General features: G+C 69.2%; 26 protein-coding genes and 1 pseudogene. 20 read left to right on the plus strand and 7 right to left on the minus strand.

What is annotated here, in order from left to right:
* From ACIQIB_RS29960 to ACIQIB_RS29980, 5 genes and pseudogenes are all read left to right on the plus strand, one after another.
* Nucleotides 1-189: pseudogene (locus tag ACIQIB_RS29960) on the plus strand (IS5/IS1182 family transposase); the annotation flags it as partial.
* Nucleotides 190-665: 476 nt separating this feature from the next.
* The gene (locus ACIQIB_RS29965) at nt 666-1,436 is read left to right on the plus strand and encodes a hypothetical protein (RefSeq protein WP_400761754.1); all 771 of its coding nucleotides are present in this window, start codon (nt 666-668) and stop codon (nt 1,434-1,436) included.
* A 74-nt stretch (nt 1,437-1,510) separates the two neighbouring features.
* Complete coding sequence (locus ACIQIB_RS29970) at nt 1,511-1,702, plus strand: hypothetical protein (protein WP_400761757.1); 192 nt, start codon at nt 1,511-1,513, stop codon at nt 1,700-1,702.
* 719 nt (nt 1,703-2,421) lie between these two features.
* Nucleotides 2,422-2,913, plus strand: coding sequence for a hypothetical protein (locus ACIQIB_RS29975; RefSeq protein WP_400761760.1), 492 nt, complete (start codon nt 2,422-2,424; stop codon nt 2,911-2,913).
* 58 nt (nt 2,914-2,971) lie between these two features.
* Nucleotides 2,972-4,249 carry a hypothetical protein gene (locus tag ACIQIB_RS29980; RefSeq protein ID WP_400761762.1) on the plus strand — a complete coding sequence of 426 codons (1,278 nt, stop codon included), beginning with the start codon at nt 2,972-2,974 and terminating at the stop codon, nt 4,247-4,249.
* Between the two features lie 66 nt (nt 4,250-4,315).
* On the opposite strand, the gene ACIQIB_RS29985 is transcribed toward ACIQIB_RS29980, so the two are convergent.
* Nucleotides 4,316-4,813, minus strand: coding sequence for a hypothetical protein (locus ACIQIB_RS29985; protein ID WP_400761765.1), 498 nt, complete (start codon nt 4,811-4,813; stop codon nt 4,316-4,318).
* Between the two features lie 649 nt (nt 4,814-5,462).
* Here ACIQIB_RS29985 and ACIQIB_RS29990 point away from each other — a divergent pair.
* The 3 genes from ACIQIB_RS29990 to ACIQIB_RS30000 all read left to right on the plus strand — a co-directional run bounded on the left by ACIQIB_RS29990 (nt 5,463) and on the right by ACIQIB_RS30000 (nt 8,143).
* Nucleotides 5,463-6,464 carry a DUF6884 domain-containing protein gene (locus tag ACIQIB_RS29990; protein WP_400761768.1) on the plus strand — a complete coding sequence of 334 codons (1,002 nt, stop codon included), beginning with the start codon at nt 5,463-5,465 and terminating at the stop codon, nt 6,462-6,464.
* A 75-nt stretch (nt 6,465-6,539) separates the two neighbouring features.
* Nucleotides 6,540-7,754 (plus strand): recombinase family protein, encoded by a 1,215-nt coding sequence (locus tag ACIQIB_RS29995; RefSeq protein WP_400761769.1) that lies wholly within the window; start codon nt 6,540-6,542, stop codon nt 7,752-7,754.
* A complete protein-coding gene (locus tag ACIQIB_RS30000) occupies nt 7,751-8,143 on the plus strand; it encodes a hypothetical protein (RefSeq protein ID WP_400761772.1) in 393 nt (130 codons plus the stop codon). Before ACIQIB_RS29995 ends, ACIQIB_RS30000 begins: the two co-directional genes overlap by 4 nt.
* Nucleotides 8,144-8,181: 38 nt before the next feature.
* On the opposite strand, the gene ACIQIB_RS30005 is transcribed toward ACIQIB_RS30000, so the two are convergent.
* From ACIQIB_RS30005 to ACIQIB_RS30020, 4 genes are all read right to left on the minus strand, one after another.
* Nucleotides 8,182-8,646 carry an NADAR family protein gene (locus ACIQIB_RS30005; protein ID WP_400761773.1) on the minus strand — a complete coding sequence of 155 codons (465 nt, stop codon included), beginning with the start codon at nt 8,644-8,646 and terminating at the stop codon, nt 8,182-8,184.
* Nucleotides 8,647-8,770: 124 nt separating this feature from the next.
* Nucleotides 8,771-10,552 carry a PcfJ domain-containing protein gene (locus ACIQIB_RS30010; RefSeq protein WP_400761776.1) on the minus strand — a complete coding sequence of 594 codons (1,782 nt, stop codon included), beginning with the start codon at nt 10,550-10,552 and terminating at the stop codon, nt 8,771-8,773.
* A gap of 406 nt (nt 10,553-10,958) precedes the next feature.
* Nucleotides 10,959-11,108: a hypothetical protein gene (locus ACIQIB_RS30015; protein ID WP_400761778.1), complete on the minus strand. Its 150-nt coding sequence runs from the start codon at nt 11,106-11,108 to the stop codon at nt 10,959-10,961.
* Nucleotides 11,109-11,413: 305 nt separating this feature from the next.
* Nucleotides 11,414-11,971, minus strand: coding sequence for a hypothetical protein (locus ACIQIB_RS30020; protein ID WP_400761780.1), 558 nt, complete (start codon nt 11,969-11,971; stop codon nt 11,414-11,416).
* Between the two features lie 716 nt (nt 11,972-12,687).
* Between ACIQIB_RS30020 and ACIQIB_RS30025 the strand changes: the two genes are divergently transcribed.
* Nucleotides 12,688-12,918, plus strand: a complete 231-nt coding sequence (locus ACIQIB_RS30025) for a DUF397 domain-containing protein (RefSeq protein ID WP_400761783.1) — start codon at nt 12,688-12,690, stop codon at nt 12,916-12,918.
* Between the two features lie 192 nt (nt 12,919-13,110).
* Here ACIQIB_RS30025 and ACIQIB_RS30030 read toward each other — a convergent pair whose 3' ends face one another.
* Together ACIQIB_RS30030 and ACIQIB_RS30035 are read right to left on the minus strand one after the other, a co-directional pair.
* Nucleotides 13,111-13,332 carry a DUF397 domain-containing protein gene (locus ACIQIB_RS30030; RefSeq protein WP_400761786.1) on the minus strand — a complete coding sequence of 74 codons (222 nt, stop codon included), beginning with the start codon at nt 13,330-13,332 and terminating at the stop codon, nt 13,111-13,113.
* Nucleotides 13,329-14,183: a helix-turn-helix domain-containing protein gene (locus ACIQIB_RS30035; protein ID WP_400761788.1), complete on the minus strand. Its 855-nt coding sequence runs from the start codon at nt 14,181-14,183 to the stop codon at nt 13,329-13,331. The genes ACIQIB_RS30030 and ACIQIB_RS30035 overlap by 4 nt, the downstream gene beginning before the upstream one ends.
* 397 nt (nt 14,184-14,580) lie before the next feature.
* On the opposite strand from ACIQIB_RS30035, the gene ACIQIB_RS30040 reads away from it, so the two are divergent.
* The 11 genes from ACIQIB_RS30040 (at nt 14,581) to ACIQIB_RS30090 (ending at nt 22,687) form a co-directional block, all read left to right on the plus strand.
* The gene (locus ACIQIB_RS30040) at nt 14,581-15,213 is read left to right on the plus strand and encodes an ATP-binding protein (RefSeq protein WP_400761790.1); all 633 of its coding nucleotides are present in this window, start codon (nt 14,581-14,583) and stop codon (nt 15,211-15,213) included.
* Nucleotides 15,214-15,351: 138 nt separating this feature from the next.
* Nucleotides 15,352-15,846: a hypothetical protein gene (locus ACIQIB_RS30045; protein WP_400761793.1), complete on the plus strand. Its 495-nt coding sequence runs from the start codon at nt 15,352-15,354 to the stop codon at nt 15,844-15,846.
* A 188-nt stretch (nt 15,847-16,034) separates the two neighbouring features.
* A complete protein-coding gene (locus ACIQIB_RS30050) occupies nt 16,035-16,556 on the plus strand; it encodes a hypothetical protein (RefSeq protein WP_400761796.1) in 522 nt (173 codons plus the stop codon).
* 314 nt (nt 16,557-16,870) lie between these two features.
* Complete coding sequence (locus ACIQIB_RS30055; RefSeq protein WP_400761799.1) at nt 16,871-16,996, plus strand: hypothetical protein; 126 nt, start codon at nt 16,871-16,873, stop codon at nt 16,994-16,996.
* Between the two features lie 522 nt (nt 16,997-17,518).
* Nucleotides 17,519-17,746, plus strand: a complete 228-nt coding sequence (locus ACIQIB_RS30060) for a hypothetical protein (RefSeq protein WP_400761801.1) — start codon at nt 17,519-17,521, stop codon at nt 17,744-17,746.
* Nucleotides 17,746-18,240 carry a hypothetical protein gene (locus ACIQIB_RS30065; RefSeq protein ID WP_400761804.1) on the plus strand — a complete coding sequence of 165 codons (495 nt, stop codon included), beginning with the start codon at nt 17,746-17,748 and terminating at the stop codon, nt 18,238-18,240. The genes ACIQIB_RS30060 and ACIQIB_RS30065 overlap by 1 nt, the downstream gene beginning before the upstream one ends.
* Nucleotides 18,237-18,560 (plus strand): hypothetical protein, encoded by a 324-nt coding sequence (locus ACIQIB_RS30070; protein ID WP_400761807.1) that lies wholly within the window; start codon nt 18,237-18,239, stop codon nt 18,558-18,560. Before ACIQIB_RS30065 ends, ACIQIB_RS30070 begins: the two co-directional genes overlap by 4 nt.
* A gap of 1,151 nt (nt 18,561-19,711) precedes the next feature.
* A complete protein-coding gene (locus ACIQIB_RS30075; RefSeq protein WP_400761810.1) occupies nt 19,712-20,593 on the plus strand; it encodes an endonuclease/exonuclease/phosphatase family protein in 882 nt (293 codons plus the stop codon).
* A 53-nt stretch (nt 20,594-20,646) separates the two neighbouring features.
* The gene (locus tag ACIQIB_RS30080; protein ID WP_400761812.1) at nt 20,647-21,138 is read left to right on the plus strand and encodes a hypothetical protein; all 492 of its coding nucleotides are present in this window, start codon (nt 20,647-20,649) and stop codon (nt 21,136-21,138) included.
* Entirely contained in the window at nt 21,135-21,791 is a 657-nt protein-coding gene (locus ACIQIB_RS30085; RefSeq protein WP_400761814.1) for a hypothetical protein, read from the plus strand. The genes ACIQIB_RS30080 and ACIQIB_RS30085 overlap by 4 nt, the downstream gene beginning before the upstream one ends.
* Nucleotides 21,788-22,687: a nucleoside 2-deoxyribosyltransferase domain-containing protein gene (locus tag ACIQIB_RS30090; RefSeq protein ID WP_400761817.1), complete on the plus strand. Its 900-nt coding sequence runs from the start codon at nt 21,788-21,790 to the stop codon at nt 22,685-22,687. The genes ACIQIB_RS30085 and ACIQIB_RS30090 overlap by 4 nt, the downstream gene beginning before the upstream one ends.
* The last annotated feature ends 10 nt before the right edge of the window (nt 22,688-22,697 follow it).

A 22,697-nucleotide genomic window follows, 5' to 3' on the forward strand; every position in this document is an offset into this window, starting at 1 on the left:
GGCGGCCGGCCCGTCAGCCACGACGCCGAGCTCTACAAGGAGCGCAACACCGTCGAGCGCCTGATCAACAAGCTGAAGGCCTGGCGAGGCATCGCCACCCGGTATGACAAGACCCCGGAAAGCTACCTCGCCGGCCTCCACCTCCGTGGCGCGATGATCTGGATCAAGGACCTCACCCGGACCCGTTGATCACGACCGAATACCCGCCCTAACACGTCCTCGGAGCGCAGCGGAGAGGCCGAGCGAAGCGAGGGTCCGCAGGACACGTGTTATCAGGTTCCCTTATGCCCTTTTTGCTTCCTTGTCGTCGTCGTCGCTGTTCCACGGCTGGAGCGTCAGCGGAAGCCTGGAACACCAGGGGAAACAGGCCGTACCCTCTTGACCCGTACCCCTCCCCCCTTTCCGCGCAGCGGGGGTACGGGACGGGCTGTTTCCCCTGGTCATTGCACCCTTGGCTGTACTGCTGTTTTGCCGTCCGTGATACGACCGTACCCCCATGCTCATCCGTCCTCGTGAAGCACGAGCGAGGCGGGGGTACGGGTCTGCTCCCGACGGGGCGCAGCCCTGGCTCATCGACCTGCTGCCGCAGGCGGCACAGCCCTCGCCGCGGCTGCGTTAACCAACCGTGAAAGAGGCCGACAGGAGCCCCCCATAGGCTGATGGGCATGATGCACACTCAGCTCACGGACGTCCCCGCGGGCGTTCTAACAGCCGTCGCCACCGCTGTCGGAACGGGTGGTCCCACCGGCGACGGTGCCTACGTTCACGTCCTCCAGGACGGCACCACGGCGGCCTGCGTGGTCGACGGCATCGGGCACTCGGAGCGCATCACCGCGCGCTCCGCTTTCCTGGCGGAGGTCGGCGCGCGGATCGCCGCCACCCGGGGGCCACTGCACGGCATCCTGACCGCCGCCGAGATGATCGCCGACCCGGGCCCGGACTCCTGCCCGGAGGAGGACGCGGTCGCGGTCGCCGTCGTCGCCAGGCCCGGCCGGGAGGTCACCGTCGGGTGGACGGGTGACTGCGCGGCCTGGTCGTACGACCCGGTCACCGATGAGGTGGTGCGGCTGACCTCCGATCACACGATGGGCTCCTTCCTGCGGACGGTGCACCCGGGCGGGCCCGCGACGCGGGCCGAGCACCACGACGACTGGGTACGGGTCTCCCTCGCGCGGTCGTCCGTCGCGTCGGTACGGGAGTCGGAGGCCTCCGAGGGGGTGCGGCTGGTGGTGCTGGCCAGCGATGGCCTGCACGGAGCGATCGGCGAGGACCGTCTTGTCCGCCTGATCCGGAACCATGGGGCCCCCGGCTCAACGGAGCACCCGCCGAGCCGGATCGCGGACAGTCTGGTCGGGTCGGCGCTGGCCTGCGCTGCCACCAGGGGCGGCACCCGGGACGACGTCACCGTGATTGTCCTCGCCTGGCCGGACCGCTGAGGCTGGGGCTCGATCCGAACCGTGACGGTCGACGTCCATACAGGCGGGTGGGGCCAAAGAAGACCGTCCTAGACATGCAGCACGAGCCTGGAGGACTCGCACTGTGGTGGTTGTTCTGGGACGACGAGGGCCGACGGGAGCTACGGATCGCGCCGGGGTGCGAGAAGGTCGTCGTCTCTGAGGCGTTCCTGCTCGTCGAAGACCACCCCGGCACCTGTGACCAGTCGATCGGCTTCACTCGCGAGGAGCTGGCGGCACTTGGGTGAGAAATCGCCGGCTCCCAAGCTGGCGACCAGCCCCCGCCCCGTCCGTCCATCAAGCGAGCCGATGGCACCCACCCCCTTACCGACCGCCGCGATTCGGCGTGAAGCGCAGACAGGCGTTTCGTCCCTACGAAACGGCAGTGAAAAGCGTCCCCCTCGCGTCTCCGAGGTGACCCATCGGGATACACGGGGGACGCAACTAGGGCACGCACAAGACGCCGACTGGCCGGCATTGCGGCTATCAGAGTCCCGAGAGCGTCCTTACGGCGTCTCGCGCCCGCTCCAACGATGCCGCCCTGGTGTCGCATACGGAACCCTCGCAGGGCACGTCTGGGTAGCGGCGACCGGCGAGGCCCTTCAGGAGACACAGTCAGGACGCCGACGGGACGCCCTGTGTACTCGAATGCGGTTCCCCCTGGGACGGCGCCGTGACCCCAGGTGTCTCGAGGGTGCCCCCTTGGAGCCCTTGTTGCGTCGCACGTAGAGCTCATAGGCGCATGCGGTCGTCCCAGGTGGGGCACTGTGACGTCTCGCCGGTGTACCCGCCAGTACTCAACAGGGACACCAATGGCGCCTCACTCGCGTATCGAATGAGACTTGCAGGGGACTCGATAGGGCCACTAGAGTGACGTTGCATCGATTCGAATTCAAGCAGAAACCCGGAAGGCGGTGAGTTCATATGGCAGAGCGCGAGACATCCGGTGAGCGACTGGATGAAGTGCATGAGCAAGTGGCCGGGCGAGGTGAGTGCGATGGCGAATCAGTCGGGTGAACCTCGCAAGGTTCGCTGGACCGTGCCCGCTGCCGATACCTCGGTGATCGAGTGGCTCGATCAGCAGGAGAACATCTCGCAGTCGCTGCGACAGCTCATTCGGGAGTCCATTCAGCGCGACGGGTACATCGACGTCTTCTACAAGCCCGTCGATCAGCTGCCGCGTCGTGGCCGACCACCGCTGGAGACTGCCGAGCAGCGCGAGGACGACGAAGCAACAGCCGAGCCCCGTCCGGCCGTCCGGCCGGTTCAGCCGCAGCAGCAGCCCGTAGTCACCGACCAGGCCGACGTCGTCGTCGAGCAGAAAGCCCCAGCGCCGGTGTCCCGGCCCGAGCCAGCTCCCGCACCGGTCGAGACGGCCGAGGCCTCCGCCCCCATCCCACCGCCGGAGCCGCCGAAGCAGGCGTCCATCGACGAAATCATGGCGAGCACTCGGCGCTGAGTGACGCGGTGGCTCTCACCTTCCAGACAGACAACGCAGACACCGAGGGGCCGAATTCATGAGCACGAACACCACCGACATCATCACCCTCACCGGCGGCATCGACGTCGGCAACGGCTACGTCAAGGGCGTCATCCAGAACACGAAGCAGAGCACTTTCGACGAGATCGATCTGCCCAGCGCGGTCGTCTCGACTTCCCGCACCTCGCCGAAGGTGCCGCTCCCCGACGCGGATGCGGCCACCGTGATGGCCGGCGACTTCTACAACCAGATCGACTGCTCGCTCACCACTCCCCTGGTGGCGGCGTCGGACCGCCGGATCTTCGGCCGGGCGGCGTTGAGCGTACGCGGCTCGAAGTTCACCGAGTTCGAGGTGCTGGGCAAGCACTCCAAGGCCGATCAGGAGCTGAGCAAGGTCCTGGTCCTGGGTGTCTTCGCCGCGAAGGCCCTGCGCGACTACGTCAGCGAGAACGGCGCGCTGCCCGATCACGAGCTGCGCGTGCACGTGCGTGCCGGCCTGGCGCTGCCGATCTCCGAGTTCGTCGCGCGCCGCCACGCCTACGCCACCGAGTTCATCGGCCTGCTGGGCAGCTCCGACCCCGCGGTGCACCTGGTGACGATCAAGAACTTCAGCACCCCGGTCTCGGTGCGCCTGCAGTTCGTCGACGTCCAGGTGATGGCCGAGGGTGCCTCCGCGCAGTTCGCCATCACCGACAAGGGCGAGCCGCTGGCCCAGGCTCTTCTCGATGATCTGCGCACCCGTGACGCGTCCATTGTCGAGGGTGTCTCCGCTTCCGACCTGGTGGCGGTCCAGCACACCATCGGCGTCGACGTCGGCGAAGGCACCGTGAATTTCCCGGTCTTCACCGACGGGCGGTTCAACGCCGAGGCGGCCGCCACGCTCGACGAGGGCTACGGCACCGCGCTGATGAACGCCATGGAGCGCATGAGCGAGTCGGACGCCACGCTGCAGTTCTCCTCGCGCAAGCAGCTGGCGGACTTCCTCCACGCGGAGCCGTCTGTGCTGGTGAGGAACCGTCACCAGCGGGCCGCCGGCTTCGTCGAGGACGAGGCCAGCTACCTGGTCGACGAGATCGTCTCCTCCTTCGGCGACGTTCTCTCGCAGGCCGGCGCGACGACCGAGGTCGTCTACGTCTACGGCGGCGGCTCAGGTCCGATCAAGCACCTGCTGCACCCGGCGCTGCTGAAGGCCGCGGGCGACGTGCCCGTGCTCTACCTCGACTCGAGCTACTCGCGGCACCTGAACCGCGAGGGCCTGTACATCGCGGCCCGGCACGTTGAGCAGCAGGCCCTCGCCGCGAAGACCGCGGGCTAGCGCACTAATACGGAGACCGGATCAACCCTCCAGCGTCGTCCACCAACCTCAGCCCGACTGCCAAACCTACCCACAGATCGGGCGGCCAAGGTCGGCGAGCAGACCGTCAGGTAGGCCGAACCGGAGCACGTCATGCAGAAACGGCGGCTCCTGGAGAAGGCTCCGGCCGAGGAGCGGGTGGGGCCACATACTCGGGTCAGCGAAGGGAAGCCCGAGATAAGCGCTGCCGCCTTCATGGGGCCAGGTGGGATCGAGCGCCAGGCCCTCGGAAGTTACGGCCCAGCCATGCGGAGTATGCAGTGCCTGGGTCACGTCGATCTGCGCCGCACCGTAACCTTCTGCATAGGTCAGTTGGAGCTCGGGATGGTCGTTGGCCAACTGAGCGGCGTTCGTGAAGCAGAAGCCTGGGTGCAAACGCTCGACCTCAACGGGGAGTGGAGCCGGCGTGAAGAGCCGTCCTTCACGCAGCAGCAGGTCGAACTGGCTGGTGTAGGCCCAGCCCTCCACGATCGGACGCGCCGTTGGGGCGATGGTCTCGGCCGCCTGGCTGAGGTAGGCGACCAACCGCTCCTCAGCCTGACTGAGAGATCCGACCTGCTCTGTCGTCACAACGTCCCCCGATGGTCAATCAACATCCACCAGCCGCCAGATTCTCCGTGCCCTGACCCAATCCGCTGCTGACTCTACTTTCACGCATCCGCCACGCTTCGATTGCCTGTAGGGCGACCTTTCGACCTACAGGCTTCGCATACCCTGACCTGCTTCGACTACTTGCAACGATGCGTAGAAGGAGCCGCTCAAGGAATCGCTTGAGCTCTCGCGTATGTGTCTTCTTGACTCAGTGGCTTCGAACGGCGAATCCTGGGCCTGCGCGAGAGCATTCCAGGACGCCGCCGCCAAGGGAATCCGAGGCTCCGACCGCGCAGCAGCCAAGGTTCGCCGCGACGAGACTGGCCACGCGGCAGTCGAACGGCGGCTCATCGCACTCGGAGCCACCGCCCGCCGAGCTGAGGAAGACGGCGCGCGATGGCTCGCTCGGGCACTCGAAGATGTCGGGGCAACGGCGCTGTACCACGGCGGCTGCCACAAGTACGCGCGGACCATCGGCCCGCAGCGCAAGCGACTTCTGCTAGCTGGGCCCGCTCTTCCAGCTCCGCGACATGGGCCCCGTTCACCCTCACCGTCTACCCCAGAGATACGAGGAAACCACCAGATGAGTCACGGCCTCAGCCCTACCGGCGCGAAGATCCTCGACGCCAACGACGACGGCCTCGTTGCCGGGCACCCCGCAGCGCTCGCCAAGCTGATGTCCGACGGCTTGCTCGTCCCGCACACCGCCGACCGCGGTACCCACCGGATGACCGAGGCCGGCTGGATGGCCCTCGGCGCCTGGCGGAAGGAGAATCCGGGCCGTGCTGCGCTGGCGGACGCCCCACGCGTCCTGCCGAAGCTGCCTGGTCGGCAGCACGAGGCAGTGCTCGCTGCCGCGCGGCGCCCCGACCAGAACGTCCCCGGCCAGGATGATCCGGCCTACCGCGCCGGCGAGGCATGGTTCCGGGGCTCCACCCTGCGGAAGGTCGTCGCGAGCGGCTACGCCGCCATCCGGCCCGAGCCACACGACAAGAGCGAGGCCACATGGGAGGCGACGGGCCGCCCTCTCTACCTCACGGAGGCCGGGCGGCTCTACGCCCGACAGCGCGGGAACATCGCTGTCCACCGGCGGCGCGTCGTGGTCATCGCCTGCGGGGAGAAGAAGCTGCCAGCTCCAGGCGTCAACGAGTACGGCAACCCGCTTCCTGGCCACCCGGCTGGCGAGCTCTACATCGGCGACTACCACCGGTCCCTGCGCGCCGCCGCGGACGCCCTGACCGACTCCGCGCTGATCTTCATCGCCTCCGCGCTCCACGGCCTCGTCCCGCTCGACCGGCCCCTGCACCCCTACGACGTCACACTCAAGGACGAGGAGGCCGTCGCGCCGGAGACGATCCGCTGGCAAGCGGCGGGCCTCGGCCTGGACGACGCGGATGTCATCTTCCTCGGCGGCCAGGACTACGCCGCACTGCTTCTGGCATCCGTCCCCCACTTGCACGCGCCGTTGGCCGGCGGCATGGGCGACCAGCGCGGCCAGTGCGCGCGAGCCCGCGATGACGCCGGCATACGCGAGGACTGGTGGAAGAAGGCCGCCACCCTCCACAGCGAGTACGCCGCACGGTGAACGCCCCCCACCCCCCCGGGGGCCGCCGGGGCCCCATCAGAGCACCACTGTCCGCTCCGAGTCCGTAGGAACGTCATGACCAACCCGTTCGCCCCGCCCATCGACCTCAGCCACCTGCCGAACTACCGGCTGGCCGACGCGCGTCCTCGCCGCTCGGTGTTCCTCGGCCGTGTCTCCACCAAGGACCAGCAGAACCCGGCCTCGTCCATCCCGCGGCAGGTGGTCCTCGCCTCCGAGCGCCTGGCGGAGGGCGAGGAGTTCGTCGCGTACTTCTGGGACGTCGAGTCCGGGATGCTGCCCCCGAACCTGCGGGGCCTCGGGCCGCAGGAGATGTACGACGCGCTCGCCGTACCGACCCCCCGGGACGGCGGACTCCAGGACCTCGTGGACCGTGCCGAGCAGCTGGGTGTCACCCACGTCCTGGCCGAGCGCTCCGACCGCATGGCACGCGCCATGCTGACCAGCCTCACCGTGGAGCACGAGCTGGAGCGCCTCGGGGCAGAGGTGGTGTACGCCAACGAGCCGGTCGGCGGCACCAAGTCCGGCCAGCTACGCAGCCGCCGCTACGGCCAGGTCGAGGCCGAGGTCTACCGCACCGTCCTGAACGAGATGTCCATGGGCGGGCAGATCCAGCACGCCATCAACGGCTGGAACCACGGCTATGCGCCGTACCCGTACATCACTCTGATCGACGAGAACGCCCCGGTTCGGGAAAAGGGACGCTTCGGCGCGGATCGGCCGAAGAGCAAACTCGCTCCGCACCCCGACTCACGCCGGTTCGACGCCGCCCGGGAGCTGTGCCGCCTCCGGCGCGAGGAGCGCCTGAAGGGGCCGGACATCGTCGCAATCCTCAAGGCCGAGCCCGACCGGTACCCGATCGAGGGCGAGTGGACCTACAACAGGGTCGAGGGTCTGGTATCGAACCCGAAGCTGACGGGATATCAGGTGTACAACCGGCGGGCGAACCGCACCGGCCGCGCCGGGTTCTCGCGGCGCAACCCCATTTCCCAGTGGGTGTGGTCGCCGAAGGTCGTGCACAAGCCGGTGGTGAGCCTGGAGGAGTGGATGCAGGCCCAGGAGGTCACCGCGGGACTGCGCGCGGGCGTCGAAGGCGGCCCGCTGCTGCGGATCCGGGCCGCGGCCTCCCGTCTCGGGTTCACCGTCACCGCGGTCAGCAGCAGCGCCACGCACACGCTGTACCGGATCGGGAACCGGCAGATCGTCCTGCCCTCCCCCGTGCCGGACACCCTCGTCCAGCAGGTCATCGAGGACATGGGGAGCGCGGCGTGAGCGAGACCATCGAGGGCCAGGCCCACCGGCGCGGCCGGACCTGGGCAACGCACCTTGCCGAGCACGGGGTGTACGCACACGGGCGGACGCTGAGGGCGACCGAGGCGAACGCCGCGCAGGGGCTCGAACTCGTCGGCGTAAGCGCCGAGGTCACGCTCATCCCGGTGACACCGGAGCTGGAGACGCTCCGGGCCGCCGACGACGCACGCGAACAGGCCTTGCGCGCCGCGGTGCATGCCCTGGCTCTGCGGCGTACCACGCGGCGTGACATCGCCCTGGCAACACGGGCACCGGCCTGGCAGGTGAAACAGATCCTCGCCGAGCAAGCGAAGAAGGACGACTCACAGCCTCCTGCGGAATCAGCCACGACAGCCGAGGGCACCGTATGACTCACGTACGCCCGTACGGGTTCCTGCGGGCCGCCGCTCTACCGTCGATGGTCCCGGATCGCCATGAGCAGTTCTCCGAGCATGTTCCGGCCCGGCGTCCCGGCGTGGGCCGGGCAGAAGCACGAGCCCCAGAACTGGTCGTGCCAGTGGTTGGTCTCCACGAGCTCAAGGTCGCCGGTGGCCTCCAGCCGCGCGGCTAGGTCGGGCAGCGCGAACTTCGTGACGAGCACCTGCTGCATCGCGCGCACACGCCCGCCGGTGTCCCATCCCGGGCGCAGCGAGACGCGCCGGCCCTCGCGCTTCGCGCCGCCGGGTGTGGCCTCGCCGAGCACACGGGCCCGCTCGACGGGGTCGATCGTCTTCAGTGCGTTGAAGGCATGCTCGCCGGAGGCGACCGTGCCGCTTCCGGCGAGCAGGGGCATCGCGAAGGGCGTGTCGTCGAAGTTGGAGAGGAAGCCGAGCTCGTCTCGGAACATCGGCTTCAGATTATTGGTCTGGGTCACGGTCGTCTCCTCGAGGTCAGGGCCAGGACTGCGAAGTCGACCCGGATCCGCGGCTGCGGATCTTCACCTGTACAGGTAAGAAGCCCTCCCGGCGCTGCACGGGGCTGCGGCCGGGGGGTCTCGGTCATGCAGTCACCGCGTTCCGGCCCGGCATCGCGAGCTGCCGCAGTCCGAGCGCGTGCTCGTGGACCGGGATCCCGGCGCCGGTGATGGCATCGAGCACCAGCTGAGCAGGCCCCTTCCCCAGCTCCTTCACCTTGACCGCGTCGCGGTTGTTGGTGCCGAGGAACTGCATGATGCCGCCCTCGCGGTTGATCTCGATGTTGAGCCGTACGCGGCCGGCGGAGTCGCCCTGGTCGTCGATCACGGCGACGAAGACGTCCAGGCCCAGCCTGTGCGTGTAGCCGGCGATGCAGTTGTTGAGCTGCGATCCCCATCGGGCCAGAGTGTCCGTGTCACGTGCGACGACGAGCCGGAACCCGCCGACGTGCATGCCGTCGAGCTTCTCGGCGACGTCCGCGGCCCAGGCGGCCCGCTCCTTCTCGCGGGCCAGCTGCTTCTGGTGGTAGCGTCCGGCCCACGCCTCGCATTCGCGCTGCTGGGCTGTCATCAGCGCCCGCCGGTGCTCGATCAGGAAATCGTCGGCGGCCTCGCGGAACGCTCGGTCCTTCCACAGCTCCCAGGTCGCGACCGGCAGGTCACGGCCTTCGAGCCGGGCGATCTGCTCGTTGTAGCTGTGCATCTCGTGCAGAGCGTTCGCCTCGTCAATCATGGCGCTGATCGCCTGGTTCGAGCGCGCGAACGAGCGGCTCTCCACCCGGGTCTCGGGCATCGAGCGCACCAAGGTCTCCAGGTCCTGAGCGCCGCGGATGCGGCGCTGCCCCCGGGCCTTGATCAGTTCGGGCAGGAGGTCCAGGTCGCGCAGCTGCATATGGACGTTGCCGAGGTCCCGTACGGTGTCCCCGATGATCCGGACGCTCTGCGTGGCCGGCTCGGCGAGGATCCGCCCCAGGATCGGCTGGGGCACGCGGCGGAACAGCGCACGGGCCTGCACGAGCTCGGCCGACTTGAGGCCTATGTAGTGGTTCGTCTCGGTGCGGCGCATCGACTCGATGATCCAGTCGATCGGCACGAGCCCGCGGAACAGGCGAAACCAGTTCAGCACGCTCATGTCGTGGGGCTGACGATGCCAGTCCTGCTTGGTCAGCATGTGTTCGGTCAGGCGTTGGATCTCGCGCGCCAGCGGCTTGCGGTACCGGGTCTTGCCGAGCACCTTCTCTGCGACCGTCTTGTAGTCCTCGGCGTCCAGGTAGTGCATCTGGCCCGAGTGTGCGAGCCCGATAGGAGAGACCTGCTTCAGCAGCGGGAACCGCTCCCCGGCGGCTGGGAGGTCGCCGATCAGGTGCAGGATTTCGCTTTGGAGGGCCTGGAGGATCGAGCTCATCTGGGCCTGGATCCCGCCTTCGAGGTCCTGGAACTCGGGGCCCTCGACGACGCGGGTGTTCTGACGGTGTGCGTCCCACATGTAGTGGCACATCGGAGCCAGCAGGGTCTGCTCCCCGAGCCGGTACAGCAGCCCCGCGAGCTGGCGCTCGCCGCCAGCGAAGAGGTGCTGGGTGCGGTTCTTCCGGCTGGCCTTCTCCAGCATGCGCAGCACCACGAGGTCCGCCTTGGTGCGCAGCAGCGAGAACGCCTGCTGGGTCTGCCAGTGGTGAAGGACCCTTCCGGAGGCGCGCATCCGGTGCACGCGGTGCGACACGGAGCCCGACACGGTCACGCGGCCATCGGGTGCGGTGCGCGCGACGACGCGGAGGCTCGCGCCGGTGCGGACGCCTTCGACGGTCGGCTCGAGGTGGTCGTTGAGGAACTTGACGTGCAGCAGCACGCGCTCGCTGTTCTCGGACATGGTTGCCTCCCGCGGAGCGTGGAACAGGGCCTGTGAAGGCTCTGTAGGGCCCGGCACTGACCAGCAGGCAGTGCTCTTCTGGGAGGCACCCGAGATCGGCTTCGCCGATCTGCTTGTGAAAAAGAAGAACCCCGCCGCAGGAGCGCGGTGCTCCGTACGACGGGGTTAGTACTGCAACCGCATCTGGGGGATCTGGCCTCGACGTTTGTAGTGAGAGCGACGGGCTCGGGCTTGGCTGCGTCGCCGGAAGCGTGACCATCGAAGATGATGCTCGTTGGTCTGATGGCGGGGCCTGATGAGGTGACCCATCAACCATGGTCGACCAGGCGCACGTCGATGCCGTCCCGGCGGAGGGTGACGTGGGTGACGATCAGCTGGGCGAGCTCAATCCGGCGACTCAGCAGGCTCAGCCGAGGCGGATGTCCCGCCGCGTGCGGATGATCTTGTCGACCAGGCGGTCGGCCTCGGGGCCGGGGCGGTCGATGTCGGCCTGGCCGTGGGCGGCCGCCTCGGATCCCGAGGAGAACAGCGGTACCGGGGACACGTAGGTGACCACGGCTTCGAGGGTCGAGCCGTGGGTGACGGGGCGGCACGGGCGGCGCCGACCCGCCGCCGGGGGCCGGGGTGGGGAGGCACAGGGGGAAGCCCGTACGGCCGGGGTGGTCACGGCCGACGGGCGGGCACAAGACGCACAGTAGAACCGGTGACGGGCCGGTCAACCCTCAACGGAGCAGGGCCGGGCCGGGGCCACCGTGTGGCGGGGCGTCGGGTGGTGGTGTGTGGTGGCCGGGGCCTGCGAGGGGTGCGGGGTCCCGGCCGTCGGTGTGCCGGACCCGCCCGGGGACGGGGTGCGGGGGCCTGTCAGAACGGCGCTTGGGCGGGGATGCGCTCGGGCCGGGTGAGGTGCACGCGCAACCAGGGTCGGATTCGGGGACAGGTGCACACGGCGCGGGGGCGGGGCTCGGGTTCGAAGGCGTAGCGGCCGGCGGGGAGGCAGTCCTCGTCGGTGACGGGCGCGTGCCAGTCGCAGTCGAACTCGGGCAGGCGTCGCACCCGTACGCCGGACCGGTCGAGGGTGGCGCTCCACGGCCCGGCTGTGAGCGTGCGGCCGGAGCGGTCCCGGGGCCCGGTGGCGACGGGACCTGCCAGCTGGAGGGCCGCGTCGGGGTGGCGGTGGGCCCAGCGCTGCCACACGCGGTGGGGGTAGTGGCGCAGGGCGCACCGCTCAGGGGCGGGGTCGGTGACGTAGGTGTCGGTGAGGGCCGCGCGGACGGTGAGGGCGAAGGCGGGCTGGGGGCCGTCCCACCGGTCCGGGTCCAGGGGGCGGGGGCGGGTGAGGGCAGCATTCAGACGGCCGGGGCCGGTGGTGAGGGCGAACGTCCATCCGCGAAGCGGGAACTGGCGGGTGCGCACGGTCATGCGGTGTCCTTCCGGAAGAGGAGCCTGGGGCTGAAGTTCCTCCGCTGAACTGGACAGCCTGATACTGGGACGGTTGGGTCCCGGCGGAAACAGTCCAGGTTGAGTGGCAAGAGCAACATGAGTAAGCGGTACACGGCGGAGTTCAAACGGGACGCGATCGCGCTCGTCCGATCCTTGCCGCATCGGAACGTCACCGAGATCGCCCGGAAACTGGGGGGCCGGAGGGGCTGCGTGGCTGGGTGAAGCAGTCCCGGGTTGACCGGGGTGAGGGCCCTGCGGGCGCGCTCACGACGGCCGAGCGGGAGGAGCTCGCGCGGCTGCGCAAGAGAAATCGGGAACAGCAGCAGACCATCGAGATCTTGAAAAAGGCCTCGCCTTCTTCGCGAAGGACGATGAAGTAGGCATCGTGTGCCGCTTCATCGATGCGGAGAAGGCGACCGAGGCCAACCCCGGCGGCTTCAGCGTCGCCTTGATGCGCCGTGTCATGGGCATCAACCGCTCCACCTACTACGCCTGGCTGGGCTCCCGGCCGCGGAGATCCGCGAGATCCACGGCACCTCCCGGGGCACCTCCGGTGCCCCGCGCGTGCATCACGGTTCAGGCGCGGGCCTCGCCGGCCTGCCGATGGCTGGGGCGGACGTTCCCGTTGCGGCGCGATACTGGCTGATGTCACTGCCCTCACCGGGGCACGCCAAGACCAATGCAGGAGACCTACTGTGACCGAACCCTCCGGCCGAATGCCGAAGCCCAAGGACATCGACCTCACCGGGGCCGTGTGGCACTCCGCGCCGGACTCGCCCGGGGGACCACAGGTCGCGTTCATCGGCGGTTACATCGCGATGCGCAACAGCGTCGAGCCGGATGGGCCGGTTCTCGTCTTCGACCAAGGGGAGTGGGACGCGTTCCGGGCTGGTGCCGAAGCCGGTGAGTTCAACTCCATGGGCTAGAGCCTCGGCAGTGCCAAGTAGGGCGTGATCTGCGACGGCATGGTGTAGCCAGGAAGCGCCGGGGCTTCGTACGATCATCCGGCCTGCGACGACACCTTGAGTTGGCCCTGGCTGGACTTTGGTGTCTGGGCACGCGTACGGCCCGACACACTACCGAGGTGTCGGGCCGCACTGTCAGGTGTGGTTCGTAGGTCAGGCAGCCACCGGAACCAGGGTGCCGGTGGCAACGGCGGTCAAGAACGCCTCGAACATCGGGGTCGGGTAGCGCAGCGCGGGCCCAGTCGGGTTCTTGCTGTCACGAACAACAACCTCGCCAGGCTGGTTGGCGCACTCGACGCAGTTCGCCTGATCGGTGCTCCGGCTTGACTTTCGGAAGATCAGCCCGGTGGCAGCTGCGTTGGGATAGTGGGTCACTTGGTGAGCCTGTCTCTCTGTTCGGTGATGAACGTAAGGGAGTCCTCAACACCCATGGCCTCGGCCGTGATCTGCTGGAACTTGCCCTGGAACAACTCCACCTCGTCGGGTTCCTCGTACCACTGGCTGCTGAGTGCTGTATCGACCAGCACCAGGTCGAGGTCCTGGCGTTGTGGAAAGCCGAGGATGCTGAACGCGCCACTCATTCCGGGGTGGGCCGGGGCGTGCGTCGGCATGATCTGTACGTTGACGTTGGGCAGCTTGGCTCGGTCTATGAGGCGATCGAGCTGAGTGGCCATGACCGCTGGTCCGCCGATGTTGGAGTAGATCGCGGCCTCGTGGATTACTGCCCAGACTTTCAGCGGGCTCGGACGCGACAGGACAGCTTGCCTGGCCATCCGGACCTCAACGAGCGCCTGGATGTTGACGTCCGGCCTGGTGTTGAGCCTCTCGACTACCGATCGTGCGTAGTCGGCGGTCTGGAGCAACCCGGGGACGACCGCCCACTCGAAGGTGGTGACCGACGAGGCCTCGGATTCCAGGGCTGCCAGGTCAACGGTCTCGCCGTTGACGGAGCCGGTGTAGCTCTGCCACCACCCACGTTTGCCAGCGTTCCGTACGAGGTCGAGCAGGGCGTCGGTCAGGGTCTTGTCGGCGTTGTAGAGGTTGAGGAGGGCAATGACGTCCTTCTCCTTGACGGCTACTTTCGCGTTCTCGGCCCTGCTGATCTTGGTGCCACTCCACCCTTCGACCTGGTCTCCTGCCTCGTCAACGCTGAGGCCGGCGTGGGTGCGGAGTTTTCGCAGCTCGGCGCCGAGCTGCCTGCGGCGAACTGTCTGAACGAGTGCCACCTGATCCTCCTGCGCTGTGTTGCGACCAGTTTGCCCGCCGGTCGCGCGTGCGCGCTACCGGCAGCTCGCAGTGTAGGGACCCGAATCGTGGTTCGATACGCAATGTTGCGAATTTCTAGGAACCCGTTGCATTGATGGCCGCGATACCGCCATGCTGAGTGTGACGGGCTGCGGGCCGACAGTGATCAACTTCGGCGATGGTCCGTCATGGACCGTCATTGCTACATGCACTGATTGTCCGTCATGTGAGATCGCCAGCCCAATCGGTCGGGCCCTCCAGGCCTGACCCGAGTTGGCATCGCACTGTGGCGATCACCCGCGACCGCCACGGCCGCTTCCCCGGAAACACCCCCTGCTCACTGCACGGCCCGGAGGATCTGTCATGAAACCTGTAACGATGTTCGAAATGCCCGCAAGACGCGCCTCGGTTGGCGAAGCGCGCAACAGGCTCCTGCGGGACCTCAGCACGCTCGCCGGCATCGTCATGGACGATGACGAGCGGTACACGCTCCGCCTGTGCAGCACGGAACTTCTCGGCAACGCGATCAAGCACGGGGTCACGGACGAACCGTCCGACGGCAACGCGCAGGTCCTCGTTGAAGCCTCCGTCGACGAGGGCAGGATCCGCATTACCGTCTCCGACTGCGGTCGTGGTCCGTCCGGCCCGACTGTGCGGGACAAGAACCTGACGGCCGCTGGTGGCCGCGGGCTCAGCATCGTCCGAGACTGGGCCGACACCCTCGGTTGGGTGGCGAGGACGAACGAGGCCGGGGCAGTGATCGGCCGAGACGTCTGGTTCGAGATGACCGTGGCTTCCCTTGCCAGGTCCGGCCATGCCACCGCCGAGGCGGAAGCGCAGCCGGAGGCCATAGCCGACCTCGACCATCTGAGCCGCCGTAAGCGAATTCGTCACCGCACAGCCGCTATGACGGCCGCTTCAGCTCTGCATCACGCTCGGCCCACCGTCCGGCTGGACACGCTCAGCGCGCGGAGCCGGCTGCCGGCCGTAACCAGCCGAACTGCGGCGTAGACAGCCTCGACGCCTCCCGGCACCAGGTCCTCCGCCCCGATCTCGCGGACCCCAACTGGCTGCCCCTTTCGATTCCGGCGGCGACCGGACCCTCCACCGGCACAGAGAAGGACGAGAACCGCCATGGCGTCACGCACCATGCTCCGCAGGCTCACCGAGGCTGCCGTTCTCGGCGGGTGGTGGCTGTCCCAAACCACAGACGATCCGGATCTGACGCGCCAGTTGTGGCGCCAGGGCCCACTCGCCGAGATCCCTGTCGGTATCCGCTTCAACATCATCCGTATGTCGTCTGATCTGGGCCGGGCCGCGATCGAGGACATGCAGTCCGCCGGATTGCCGCAGGGCCCCGTACTCCTTGACCACTCCAACTGCCGGTGCGACTGGCTCGTGACCATTCGGCCGACGCAGGTCTGGGGCATGCGTGGAACGGAGCTGCTGACCGGGCCAGGTACAGGCTCAGGGACAGAAGCCCTGACGGTGCCGATGCCCGTCCCCGGCGTCGGCCGGGTCGACCACCTGGAGTGGCTGGTCGAACCGGACGGCACCGGGCTCCTCACCCGGCCGGAAGACCTCGCCGTTGCGATCCGCCGGTCCCGCGAGAGGCTGCGGCAGCCGACCGCAACCGTCCCCTGACCGCCTTCCCCGGCCAGATGAGAACGACTGGCCAGGGAAGGCGCACCAACCGGGCCTGCTCACCCCCGCGGCAGGCCGGGCCGCCGGGTCGATCCCCCGTGAGACCGGGCAGCCACCCAGTCCCAGCACGGTGAACCGACCGCCGGACACCCAACGGGCCCAGACCGAGACCTGAGAGAGCACCTGAAATGAGCAAGACCGCCTTACCGAACCGAAGGCCGCCCGCCAAGCCGCCGCACCCGCTGGTCGTCGGGGCCCGCTGGCTCGCTGAGCAGACCCGCGAGCCAGAGAAGACGTGGAAGGCCTGGCAGGCGGGCAATGCCGTGCCGGTCCCCGTCGGGGACGCTTTCTTCGTCGTCAGGGTGGCCGAGCGCCTCGGCCGTACGGCATTCCACGCGCTGAGCCGCACCCCCGCCGCGCCCGGTCCGGTGATCTTCAACCACAGCCAGAGCTCCGTGGAGTTCTTCGTCCCTGCCACGCCTGCGGTGTGGCAGGGACGGGGCACCGAACTCCTGGACGGCAGACTGGAGTTTAAGCGGATGATCAAGTGTCCGCCGCCGCGCGTCCGTGCGGCAGGCCGGGACTGGCTGCACCCGCCGCTCGCCATGTTGGGAGCCTTGCCGCCGCTGACCGATCCCTACCGCCTCGCCGCCGCGTTGGCGACCGCGCGCCGGCTTCTCGAGCACGCCGGACACCGGCTCGTCGCCTGATGCCACCCGCCGTCGCCCGCTGCGACTCGGGCGCGGGCGACGGCGGGGCACCGCCCCCTGAAGGCACTCCGGGCAACGGTGCGCCTGGCACCCGCAGGTACCGGAACCCACCCTGAACTGCCGCAAGGGGAGCTGAGCTTCCGGTGCGGCGGCCCGCCGCTCCCTCCAGCGAGGAGGAGCGGCGGCATACAGGTCCGCGCGTTGGAGGGCGAGCGCGCGGGCCGGCCGGTCTGCCGCACGGGGGTGCGGCAGACCGGCAATGCGGGGTCGGCAACGGCCGGTCCCGGAGGCTACGACCGGATCGGAGAGTGTTCGTGCCCGCCACGACCACGGAGCGCCGCGCGGACCTGCGCGTCCAGGACTTCGCGAACACCACCGTCGGCTCCCTGCGCCGCGGCCCCGGCCCGGACGCCGTCACTCGACGACCAGGCCCTTGGTGACGTTGGGGTCGTAGTAGCCGATCGGGTCGGCCACCGACTCGGGGACAACGACGACTCGGCCGTCGTCGCACTGCCGTCCGTCCCGAACTGACCGGCAGGCATCAGTTCCACCTGGGTCTCGCGCGTGCCCGAGGCTGCCAGCTCGCGCAGGGCCTCGGCGGTCAGGTGGTCAAAGTCTCGGTGGTCGCGGACGTCCGCGTAGTCCAACAGCACCCGCCAGACCCTGCCACAACCACCCCGGTGATCGCATCGTGAACCACAGCTTTCAGCCGGGTAGTTGACGCATCCAGCACGCGACCAGCACCGATCCGACGCCACTGGCTCTCCCGGCTCACCCACACGGAGGGCCGAGTGGCACCACGCCACCTCGACCCACTGTCGCCTCTACCTCGAACGAACTGAACGGAACTACAGATGACCCGCCCGCCACAGCTCACCCTCAGCCCTCTGATACCGGGCCCGCCGACGCAGCCCTGCGACCCAGCGACGTACATCACGCCGGCACCCGGCACATCGTTCCGGGTGGTCGGACTTGCTGTGCTCAACCAGACCCCGGCCGTACCTGCTCGGGTGCTTCCGCAGCGCCACCGTCGCCCGCCGCTCGCCCGGGTCCAGGCCACGACCGGCGGACTGTTCCCACCCGCCACCCAGAGCGCGCAGTCCGGCCTGGCCGCGTGGTTCAACGGCATCGGCGTAGCCCGCGCCGAGTCCGCCAGGCAGATGCGCGAGGGCGGGGGAGGGACAGCGTGATGTCAGTGCTGGAGTTGGACCTGCCCGCACGGATGATCATCCCCGGCATCGCCTCGTTCGCCCGGGGAGAGCGCCCGGAGATTCCGGTGCCCGACGACGGGCACCCCTGGGTACTCGGCCGATGCTGGCTGTACTGCGGGCGTGACCAGCTATGGGTGGTGTGGATCGGTCCGGTGACGATCGCCGCCGCGACCGCCCCGATGTTCGCCTGCGCCCAGTGCATCGCCCATCTGAACAGTCTTGTGTGGGAGCACCTTCTCTGGGTTGACACCGGGGAAGTCCCGGCCAGCCCGGTCCTTCCAGCCGCCTATCCGCCCGCGCTGTCCACCCCTGACCCAGTCGCCGGTGAACCCGATGGCCTTCCGTCCGTGCCTCGCCGCGTGCCCGAGATCGGCGGAGGACGGAGTCATCGGCGTCCGAAAGCGCGTCCCGCACTGCTGGCCGGTGCGGTGAACGGCATCTTCTTTCGGCTTCGGCGCCGGAGCAGACCATGACCGTCGTAGCCGTAGCCAAGTCCCCGCCCGAGGGCTTCCATGGTCACCGCTGGACGCTGCCGGGCGACCCGGAAGAGGCCAGCCAGGCCCGGCACACCGTCCGCGCCCACCGGTGGCAGCAGCGGCTCGACGCCTGCCCCTACACCCCCTGGCGTGCTGAACCTACCCGCCCCGGCACGGGGCGGACCGACCGCCACCGCACCGGCCCGCCCCCGGCGAACCTCGCCACTGCCCTCGTTCAGACGCGCATCGCCCGAGCCGGGCGGCTGAGGCACGGTACCCACGCTGCCGCACGGGTCTATGCCGCCCAGCGCACCTGATCACCCCGTACCGAACGGAGCACCTCATGGCCAAAAGATGGATATCCGCGTCCGAAGCGATCGACAGCCCGTCGGCGATCACGCAGAGGCGCACCGACCCGGGCACCTACGCGCCCCAGAGTGGTGAGAGCTACCGCCTCATCGGCTTCCGTCTCACCTTCCCCGGCTCCGTGATCACGATCCCGGTGACGACCGTGCCCGACCGGCTGACCCGCCGGAGCCCCGGCGCGCATCGGCGGGCCGCTCGCCCGATCGGCATCCCGGCCACCCGCCGCCGCGAATCCCCGAACGACGGGGACACCGATGCAGCCGAACCGCCGCGCTCGAATAGCCCGCCCGGGCCGGGCCCGACCGACCGCGCGTGGCCACCGCTGACGCGAACGCCTCGGTACCCGCCCCTGCATCTGCCACCGGGAGACCCGCCGACCGCCCGGCCCCGCCCAAGCCGCCTCGTCCACGGGCGCCGCGTGAGTGGCCAACACCGCGCGAAGCCGACCACGGCACTCCTCCAGGCCCTGGCCTGCCTGCTGTTCGTCGTCGGCACCGGGGTCGCGACATCAGCGATCGCACACCACGGCCGGATCGTGCTGCGGGGTCCCGCCGTCCTGGCAAGCGTCATCAGTGCTGGCTACGCGGCCCTCCTGCTGTCCGACCGGCTCTTCGCCGTACACGATCGCGGCCGCCCGCGCGGAGGCGAACTACCACCTCGCCGGGGAACAGCCCTGGACCTGGGCCCGATCCCGGCCCGCCAGCTGAACAACACCCCTACCCAGCGGACCGGGCCGGTCACCGCGACCGGCCGGCCCACCGGGACTGTCCGCCCCATCCCCACGGAGAACCCGTTCATGCCCGCCCCACCCACCAGCTCCATAGCTGGCCTCGTCGTCGACACCGGCAGGACCCGGCCGACCATCACACGGTCCACCGCCCGCGCCACCGACCCGCCTGTCGGCCGACCCGGTGCTCCCCAGCAAAGCCGGGCCAGACTGCTGCCGGTCCGCAGGCGGGCTGCCCGCCCCACGCTGCGTGCTCACCGTTGGAAAACGGTTCTGGGCGAGCCCACGCCGCCCCCGCACACCGCCCGGCGCCTGAGCGGCCACCAGCCCGAGTGGCGCGGGACGGGCCACCCACCACTTCGAACAGGAGCCCCCTTGAACACCGCACCACCGGCCCCCGATGCCCAGCTGGCCCGATTCGCCTACTGGAACGTCGAACACGGCAGACGGCTCACCGACGCCTGCGCCTGGCTGCGCACCCAGACCCTCGATCTGCTGGTCTGGGGAGAGCTGCAACCCGGTGACCTCAGCCGCGTCGAAGACGCGCTCGACATGGTCGGCTACGCCGCGGCCGACACCGAGGTGACCGACAACACCAACGCCATTCTCCTGCGCCCCGATGGACCGTTCGTTTTCGACAGGGAGTTCAAACGCCAGCACCGCAGGGCCCCGTGGATCCCGAAGGCGAACATCCAGGTCGGCATCCGCAGCGACGGAAGCACCGGATCGGGCCGACTCATCCTGGTGGGCGAGCACTCCTGCTACTACGGGCCCACCATCCGCCAGATCGAAGCCGAGTGGTACAGCACAGTCATCAAGCACGGCAGACGGGTCCTGGCCATGGGGGACTGGAACTCCTACCCGGTCGGGGAGGTACCCGACCTCGGGGCCATCACCGATCTCGCGCACCTGCACGACCGCACCTACCTGCACCCCAGCGTCGGCCGAGTCCCGGACACCCGCCCGGACGAGGACCTGACCACAGCCGGGTACATCGACCTCGCCCGGCATGCTGCCGTCCGCAACAGCTACCACCTGGCGCTCGGCCCGACCGCCGGCTACGCGCCCTCGGCGGCTGGCCATGGAGGCGAGCAACGCATCGACCGCGCCTACGCCGACCCGAGCACCGCGTCCGCTCTCGTTGCCTTCGAGCCGGTCCGTGGCCTGGAAGAGATCAGCGACCACCGCCCGCTCGTCGGGGCATTCGACCTGGCGAGGCTACGCGCGGCCGTCGACGGCCCGCACAAAAACGCCTGAAGGGGAATGACGTTGAGCAGCCTCACCACCGAACCCGCCTCGGAGACCCTTCAGTGACCCCCACCTCCACCCTCACCAAACCGGTACCGGCTCCGGCCCCGGTCCCGGTCCTCGGCGACGAAGCCGCAGCTCTCACCCGCCGCACCGGCATACCCGTGCTGCTCCTCGCCGACCACCCCGGCAGCCTCCCGACGCTCACCGCCGGCATCAACGGCCAGCCGCGCCACTACACCACCACCGCCACCTACCCCGGAGGCCTACGCACCGAGGTCCACGCCCCCGACGAACTCGTCCGCCAGGCAGTGCCCGGCGCCGAAGGCACCGCCACCGCCTACCTCGCCACCCCCGACACGATGACCCTCGGCGTCGAGACTCGCCACGACGGCCTCACGGCCCGCGCCGGAACCTGGCACGGCTGGACCCTGCTGACCGTCACCGAGAACAACGGCACCCGCAGCCTCCTGTCCGGGCTGCGCCTGGTCGGCGCGGACTCCCTGCCCACCGGCCGCCCGGGCCGCCCCTTCGATGCCCCGGCCATCGCGTGACCGCCACCGCTGAGAGGACCCCGGATAACCACGCACCGTGGGTCGTCACCCGGGCCGGCGAGAGGATGCTCGACCAGCGCCTCGTCCTCACCGCCCGCGGCGTCGCCTTTCCGGACGAGACCCCCTTCGATCGTGACGACCACGGCGTGCTGTGGACCCGCTGGGGCGGCCGACCTGTCGGCCGCCCCCAGATGGCCAATGTCCACTCCCTCCGCCAGCGCCGCGCGATGCGCCAACTCCTCTGCCAGGGATGCAAACAGCCCGCCGACCGGAACCAGAACGGCACGCTCTGGCTGATCGAGGACGACCGAGCCGGGGCCGAGGTCGACTGGCCCGAACGACAGATGACGATGCACCCGCCGACATGCCGACCCTGCGCCGACCGCTCCCGACGACTGTGCCCCCACCTGCGACGCACCGGCAGCGTGCTGCTTAGGGTCCGCACCCCCGAGATCGCTGGTGTCCGCGGCTACCTCTGCCAGCAGGACGGCGACTTCCTCGTACGAGCCAAAACGGTGGAACTCGAATACATCGACCCGCAGCGCCACCTCGTGGTGGCCGTCCACCAGCTCATGTCCCTTGAGGGCTGCCAGATCATCGACACCCGGGCCGCCGCGCGAACCGACACCATCCCAAGGACCCGCCAACCATGAGCCTCTCGACCCTGCCCTGCCCGTTCTGCGACATCATCGCCGGGCGCGCCCCGGCCCAGATCGTCCGCCAGTGGCCTGACACCATCGCAATCCTCCCGCGCCACCCCGTCACCCCCAATCACTTCCTGGTTATTCCGCACAAGCACGTGGTTGATGCCGGGTGCGACCCGGATGTGGCTGGTCGTACGGCGGCTGCCGCTGCCGAACTCGCTGCCGAACTCTCCGCGGCGAACATCATCACCAGCATCGGCACGGCCGCCACTCAGAGCGTGGGACATACGCACTTCCATGTGGTCGAGCGGAAGGTGGGCGACGGCGTGCTGCTGCCCTGGTCCCATCAGCATGCCGCGCGCGCCGCCGCACGGGCCGGAGCCGACCGCTCCGGTGTCAACGTGGTGATGGCCAGGGAGCCCCTGCCCGGAGGGCCGTCCGTGTTCCTGGCCGGTCCCACTCCGGGCGCCGACCACCCGGTCGACTCGTGGCGTCCGGAGGCGATAGCCGAACTCCAGGCCCGGTGGACGGGGAGGGTGCCGCTGAGTGTTCTCAACCCCGAGTCCCGGGGCGGAATCCGCGCGGAGCACTACAGGGACCAAGTGCGCTGGGAGACCGAAGCCCGCCGCATCGCCTCGGCGGTCCTCTACTGGATCCCCCGGGACCTGCTGACGATGCCGGCCTTCACCACCAACATCGAGCTGGGCGCCGACGCGCACACGGGCCGGGCGGTGCTCGGCTGCCCGCCCGACTGCCCGGATGCGGACCGCAACCGATACCCGGCCTTCCTCGCCGAGTACTGGGGTGCGCCGGTGCGCGAGACCCTGACCAGCACCGTGGCCGCAGCCATCGACCTTGTCAACGCCCGAAGCCCCAAATGCACTTGGGAGTATCCGAGGACATAGGGCAATGGCG

Source organism: Kitasatospora sp. NPDC092286 (genome assembly GCF_044755565.1).
Classification (GTDB): Bacteria; Actinomycetota; Actinomycetes; order Streptomycetales; family Streptomycetaceae; genus Kitasatospora.